This is a genomic window from Paenibacillus sp. P4_E11 (assembly GCF_056401635.1).
The window spans coordinates 1-5,029 of the sequence record NZ_JBFUIX010000204.1 but is presented as its reverse complement, the minus strand read 5'-3'; the positions used below and the strand labels follow the sequence as shown (position 1 = coordinate 5,029).

5 protein-coding genes are annotated in these 5,029 nt (G+C 47.8%); 4 read left to right on the top strand and 1 reads right to left on the bottom strand.

Features of this window, described 5'->3' with window-relative positions:
* Window positions 1-107: 107 nt before the first annotated feature.
* From AC1DWB_RS31235 to AC1DWB_RS31220, 4 genes are all read left to right on the top strand, one after another.
* A complete protein-coding gene (locus tag AC1DWB_RS31235; RefSeq protein WP_477544993.1) occupies window positions 108-662 on the top strand; it encodes an NADPH-dependent FMN reductase in 555 nt (184 codons plus the stop codon).
* Window positions 663-664: 2 nt separating this feature from the next.
* Window positions 665-1,462, top strand: coding sequence for a hypothetical protein (locus tag AC1DWB_RS31230; protein WP_477544992.1), 798 nt, complete (start codon window positions 665-667; stop codon window positions 1,460-1,462).
* 183 nt (window positions 1,463-1,645) lie between these two features.
* On the top strand, window positions 1,646-2,134 hold the full coding sequence (locus tag AC1DWB_RS31225) for a VOC family protein (RefSeq protein WP_477544991.1): 489 nt from the start codon (window positions 1,646-1,648) through the stop codon (window positions 2,132-2,134).
* Between the two features lie 47 nt (window positions 2,135-2,181).
* Window positions 2,182-2,637 (top strand): VOC family protein, encoded by a 456-nt coding sequence (locus AC1DWB_RS31220; protein ID WP_477544990.1) that lies wholly within the window; start codon window positions 2,182-2,184, stop codon window positions 2,635-2,637.
* Window positions 2,638-2,928: 291 nt separating this feature from the next.
* Here the strand turns inward: AC1DWB_RS31220 and AC1DWB_RS31215 are convergent, their stop codons facing one another.
* On the bottom strand, window positions 2,929-4,845 hold the full coding sequence (locus AC1DWB_RS31215; RefSeq protein ID WP_477544994.1) for an FAD-dependent oxidoreductase: 1,917 nt from the start codon (window positions 4,843-4,845) through the stop codon (window positions 2,929-2,931).
* Window positions 4,846-5,029: the final 184 nt, after the last annotated feature.

The following is a 5,029-nucleotide window of genomic DNA, read 5'->3' as shown; positions in this document are numbered from 1 at the left end:
GCGTATGCGCTTCTACAACGATATGCCGAAGTTTTCCAAACGCTGACCGTTTATGATGAAGGAAGAACGAACAAACATACCATAACGTGATCGGAGGCGGTTGTAAGATGAAACTGGTAGGGTTAAATGGAAGCTTGTCGTCGAATTCCAATACATTTAAAGGTGTGAAGGCCGTCTTGAGTTATTGTGAGGAGCATGGGGATGACACGATGTTGTTCGATCTTCGAGAGACACCATTGCCTATGTTTCACCCTGAGAGAAGAGACGCACTTGCGGATGAGAATGTGTATAAGTTCATCAGCCTGATGGATGAGGCAGATGGTATCGTACTGGGCAGCCCAGAGTACCATAATACACTAGGAGCTGCTTTCAAGAATGCTATGGAATGGGTAGGATCCAGGCAATTCAAGAACAAGCCGGTCGCCCTCATATCCGCAACTGGAGGGCCATCGTCGATGGTAACACTGACCGCCATGCAAGCAATGGTTCGAAGCTTACACGGCTGGGTTGTACCGGTGCTAGGCTCCATTCCGGGCAATACGGAGTTCAAGCAGGGCGGAGAGTTCAAGGATCCTGCTATGCAGCTTCGCTTTATGTCGATTGGTTCGGAGCTAGTCTCGATGGCCAAGTTGCTGAAGCAGAAGCGGCAGGATTGGGAATAGGTATGATTACACATTATGCAGAAGTGAAATTGCAGACGACATCGGTTGCGGGGGTCAAACAATTTTTTTCGGAACGTCTTGGTTACCCTGTTGCATCGGAATACGCCGAGCAGATTGAAGTTCGAGTCAATGCCCATACCCGGCTTACCTTTCAGGAATCACACGAAAGATTGGCACCCGTTCATCTGGCATTTGAAGTTCCTATGGCCGTGTTTGATCAAGTCGTCTTGCACTTGCAGCAGCTATTGGGAATCCCACTTGCCTGGCCTGATGGCATTACGGTCACAACGTTCACAAGTGGAAAGAGTGTGTATTACAAAGATTTGGACGGCAACTTGTTGGAATGGACCGCCCATTATGGCATCACAGACGAAGTGTTAGTTCCGGAAGGCCTGTTGCAAGTTATGTATTTGAGGGAGGTTGGACTTCCAGTACACGATGTGGGGGCGACTACAGCGTGGTTCCAAGCAAATCTGGGGATGAAGGTATTCAAGAGCAGCGAACTATTCGCATTCGTTCGTGGTGGTACGGCGCATGCAGTGGTAGTTTCTACGAGTCGGAAGTGGATTCCGATCGGGATGATAGCAATTCCACCCCATCTTACACTTGTACTCGGAGTCTCTGGTGCTGCTTATATCACTCAGATTGCTGACCGACTTGAAGGAGCGGGGTATCCGATAAGCTGGAGCCTCGACCAGAACGAGCTATCGTTCCAGTATGCGGGTTATTTGATTGTGCTTCGACATACTCCGGGCTTCCTATCCTCATGGGTCGATGCTCTGAATTTACCGGAGGAGTAGGCTAGTTAAGCGTGTGAGTTATTCTAGCGGTGTTACGTTTTCAATCGAGCCTCCGTTGCAGAGTTTATCACCTACATTGGAGAGCAACTGGTAGGAGCTAGGTATCCGATAGGCTGAAGCCTCCACCAGAACGAGCTTTCGTTCCAATGGGGGATATTTGAAAATGAGCGGGGTGAGATTAAGATGAAACTTCAAGTTGAAGGGGTATCAGAATTAGTGCTGGAAGTTCAATCCATGGAAAGGGCAGTTGACTTCTGGTCAACAAAATTAGGGTTTCCTATAGTAGATCAGTGGAGTTATAGAAATGGACAATTTGAGACGAGTGCTTCGGAAAATATTTGGGCTACATGGTTATACGTTGGTGGAAATACAAGACTTGGTTTATGGCTTTCAAGAGATTTTACTGAAGAGCAAATGAAAATAAAACAAACCCCAGTTAGTTATTGGAAGTATGGTTTATATGATGAAGGTGGTATCCATGTTCATTTTGCATTATATATCAATCCAAAATTATTTGAGAATACAATAGCAATTTTGAAATCTAAGGATATTGATATCTTGGTGTTTGCAAGTGAAAACCACGATTCAAGTAATCTATATTTCAAAGATACCGAAGGCAATATTGTAGAAATTTACACAAAGAACATGAAGGAAGTATATGGCGGTTCATAATTCATGAGCCCCAAAACCACACCATCAACACCGGAGGAGGGTTAGCCATGATCAGGAGAATCTGCGAGATTCATTTGCAAGTTAGCAACCTGGAGCAATCTGTGGAGTTTTACGAACGACTTGGCATGCGATTGACGAGTAGTAGTGATACCCGACGGGTTGCGTTTTTCAACATCGAGGAGGTAGGGCAACCTGTTCAAACGTTCGGTATATGGGAGAATGGCAAGCCGATCGATATTCGTCACTTTGCCTTCGAAGTCAATTATGACGAGATTGTTCGAGCTGGCGAGTGGCTAGCGGAGAGAGGCGTAGAGACGTGGGCTGTATTCGGCCGGGATGGACAAGAACCGATCGTCCATCTCTCAGGACCTTCGGCAAGTGTATATTTTCTTGATCCAGACGGGAATGAGCTGGAATTTTATTGTCGGCTTCCGGGTCCGAGCAAGGGGCAGTTCGTCCATACGCCTACTCTATCGGAGTGGGAGAGTGCGCAGCAGATTTAAAGCGGAAAAACCGCGATAATGCGGTCTCGGCGCTGCCTGCGGGAGCGAATAGCGCTTTTTTTGAGGCTGTCTATTAACTGTGAACACAGGAGTGGAGAGTGAAAAAGAGGACCCTGGCGAGTTTTGGCTTGAACCTCCCACCACTGAAGCCCTTATACAATCAAGGGAGGTTCAAACAAGATGTTTGAGCAGAAGGGTCCTTTTTCACTCGGAACGTCCGTCTTAATCTCTATCCACAATGAATTGACAGCCTCTTTTCCGCGTTACAGCAGTCCTAGCATGGCCTAACAGCTACACACCAATCAAGACCTTAACATCCTTCAAAATCATCTGCGCAACATTGCGAGCGCTGGAAAATGCTCGCTCGGCCAGCTCGCCCTTACCCGTACAGCCATCCCCGCAAAAATAAAACGGCACATTTTCCACCCGGTTCGGCAGCAACCGGTTCGTGTGCACGTTTTTCACACTGGCAACCATCGCTTTCTTCGAGACACGTTTCACCGCCACTTCATCCCTCCAACCGGGATAATGCCGGTCAAACAATTGCTCCATTTGAATCGTTTTTTGCTCCAAGTAGGCTTTGCGTTCGGCATCGTCCTGGAATTGATCGTGCAAATAAGCGATGCCCTGCAGCAGTTGGCCACCCTCCGGAACGAGCGTATGATCTGTCGCTGACACATCGCTTATGAACATTTTGTTGTTCATATCGCTGATATACGAGAATGGGCGTGCAACGACACGATTCAAGCCAACATCGTACACCATAACCTCGGTCGCGGTGTTGTTCTCATAAGGGGCAAGGAACGGTTCCCAGGCAGATCCCTTGAGCAACTTCGCCACTTGCTGGACGGGCATGGCGAAGACGATGCGGTCGAAGCTCTCCTCGCGCGACTTGGTCGTCAAGAAGAACTTGCCGCCTTCATAGCGAATCCCGTCCACGCCTTCTTGCAACGCCTTCGACCATCGTCCTGAGAGCTCGATCTTCTGCTTGAGTTGATTGGTGATAACCGCCCAACTACCTAGAATATAGTTGACAGGCCGGCCAGAGAGGAACAAGTTCTGATAATATTCGCTGATTACAGCACCAGATACTTGTCGGGCATCTTCCGGCGTAATGAAGAAGTTGGAGCACACAAGATGTTCCCATAGCTCTTTCAAGTCTTCGTCCGCATCGGAATAGGCCAAGTAATCGCCGAGGGTGCGGTAGTTTTTCAATTGATGAATATTGGCAATGATGGCCGTTATTTCTCCAGCGAACCTCATCTTCTGCAGAGGACTAAGCAGGTCGGTCTTAATCAAATTGACGAAGTCAAGGGGAGCGGGTGTCAACTGATCGTTCTTCTCGTAGTACACTTTCCGCTTGTCGACTTGCTTGCTGCTGAACGACAGACCGAGCTCCCTCTCCATCATCATAAGCTTATGACGGTCGATGCCATAGATCGCGTGAGCACCATAGTTTAGCGTAAACCCAGCCTTTTCGTATGTGAACGCTCGTCCCCCGAGTTGCGGGCTGCGTTCGAACAAGATACCTTCTATGGATGCTTCTTCGGACAAATAAGCGGCAGCCGTTAATCCGGCCAAGCCACCCCCGATTACAGCGACTCTCATTTTCATTTCCTCCTTGGTTGACTTTAGTTTGGGCGTTACAAGCAAGGGCGGTGCAGGTTCGTTAGACCGAAGTCCTATCCACAGAAGTGAGAATTGATCGTGTATACTCGACATCAGATCGGAATGATCCGATAAGCACCAGCGGTCGACAATTCCGGTATAGGTCGAGACCAGAAGGTCCACCTTGTGTGAATCGGGCAACCAGCGGAATAGACTGTTGGTCAGTAGGGCCGCTTGCTCCTGATTCTTCAACGAGACGGTGTCATTGCGCATCGTCAAAGCGTTCATGCTACGAATAAGGCGAGGGACTCCCTGGATATTAGACGCTAAGTCTAAAAACAATTGGTTCACATGGCTTTCAAGCGACGTTACCTGAGAAGGGGGATACTTCGACCATTGTTGAATGACGTTTATTTGTCGTTCACCCACTTGGGCCAGGATGTCTTCTTTACTGTCGAAATAATGGTAGAACGTACCTTTTGATGTGTGTGTTGCTGCAATAATGTCATCTACAGAAACGTGATCGTACCCTTTCTCGATAAACAATTGCAAGACAACTTCGATGACATGATCGCGTTTTTTACGGGTTGAGGCGCGCATGAACTTCACTCGGCTTCACTTCCCTGCGTATTGGAATACTAACATTTTACAGTATATTAGACTGTCGGTCTATAATGAAAATGTGTATTTATCTGGCGGTGATGCAACATTTTCTGCAAGCTCGTCCCATTTCTGTTATGATAGAAAAGGCTTTTTAATTATCTTCGGAGGGAGTTCCTCACCT

Coding starts and splice junctions, on each gene's coding strand:
- AC1DWB_RS31235 (WP_477544993.1), top strand. CDS start 108: ATGAAACTGGTAGGGTTAAATGGAAGCTTGTCGTCGAATTCCAATACA.
- AC1DWB_RS31230 (WP_477544992.1), top strand. CDS start 665: ATGATTACACATTATGCAGAAGTGAAATTGCAGACGACATCGGTTGCG.
- AC1DWB_RS31225 (WP_477544991.1), top strand. CDS start 1,646: ATGAAACTTCAAGTTGAAGGGGTATCAGAATTAGTGCTGGAAGTTCAA.
- AC1DWB_RS31220 (WP_477544990.1), top strand. CDS start 2,182: ATGATCAGGAGAATCTGCGAGATTCATTTGCAAGTTAGCAACCTGGAG.
- AC1DWB_RS31215 (WP_477544994.1), bottom strand. CDS start 4,845: ATGCGCGCCTCAACCCGTAAAAAACGCGATCATGTCATCGAAGTTGTC.